Raw genomic sequence first — 783 nt, 5'->3', positions numbered from 1 at the left:
TACCGGTAGCGAGTCTGCCCGATGACTGACCCGCTAGTTCTCATTAGGCACGTCGCGGTGTTTCGTGATCCAAGGCCCTTTGATAATATGGTAAGACCATAGCTCGACTATTGCTTTCAACGAGGAGAGGCAATCGATGACCGAGTTCACCGACATCACCTACCAGGTCGACAACGGCCTTGCCTGGATCACGATCAACAGACCCGAGCGGTACAACGCGTTTCGGGCGCGCACGCTCGACGAACTGATCCGGGCCTTCAAATTGGCTTGGGCGAGTTCGGAAGTCGGCGTGATTTGCCTGACCGGGGCCGGCGAGAAAGCCTTCTGCACGGGTGGTGACCAGAAGCAGCGCGCCGAAACCGGCGATTACGGACCGTCGGAGACCGGCCTGTTCGAGGTGGATACGTTGCATCGGGTCATCCGCGACGTGCCGAAGCCGGTCATTGCCGCGGTGAACGGGTTCGCGATCGGCGGCGGCCATGTGTTGCACGTGCTCTGCGACCTGACGATCGCCGCCGAGAACGCGGTGTTCGGTCAGAACGGTCCACGGGTCGGATCCTTCGACGCCGGCTTCGGCACCGGCTATCTGGCCCGCGTGGTTGGCGAGAAGCGTGCCCGAGAGATCTGGTTCTTGTGCCGCAGGTATTCGGCGCAGCAGGCAGCCGAGTGGGGACTGGTCAATAAGGTAGTGGCGGCCGACCGGCTCAAGTCCGAGGTGCGGGCATGGGCCGATGAAATCTTGATGCTATCGCCGACAGCTTTGAAGATTCTGAAGCAGTCATT

1 protein-coding gene is annotated in these 783 nt (G+C 60.8%); it reads left to right on the top strand.

Annotated elements, in window-relative coordinates:
- Window positions 1-136 precede the first annotated feature (136 nt).
- Window positions 137-783 (top strand): enoyl-CoA hydratase-related protein (locus tag F6Q13_RS18395; protein WP_293059608.1); only part of this gene is annotated, 647 nt, incomplete at its 3' end.

Source organism: Mycobacterium sp., assembly GCF_008709575.1.
In the GTDB taxonomy this organism is placed as follows: Bacteria; Actinomycetota; Actinomycetes; order Mycobacteriales; family Mycobacteriaceae; genus Mycobacterium.
Note: the sequence above shows the minus strand (reverse complement) of the source record. Positions and strands in the feature narration are given on the sequence as shown.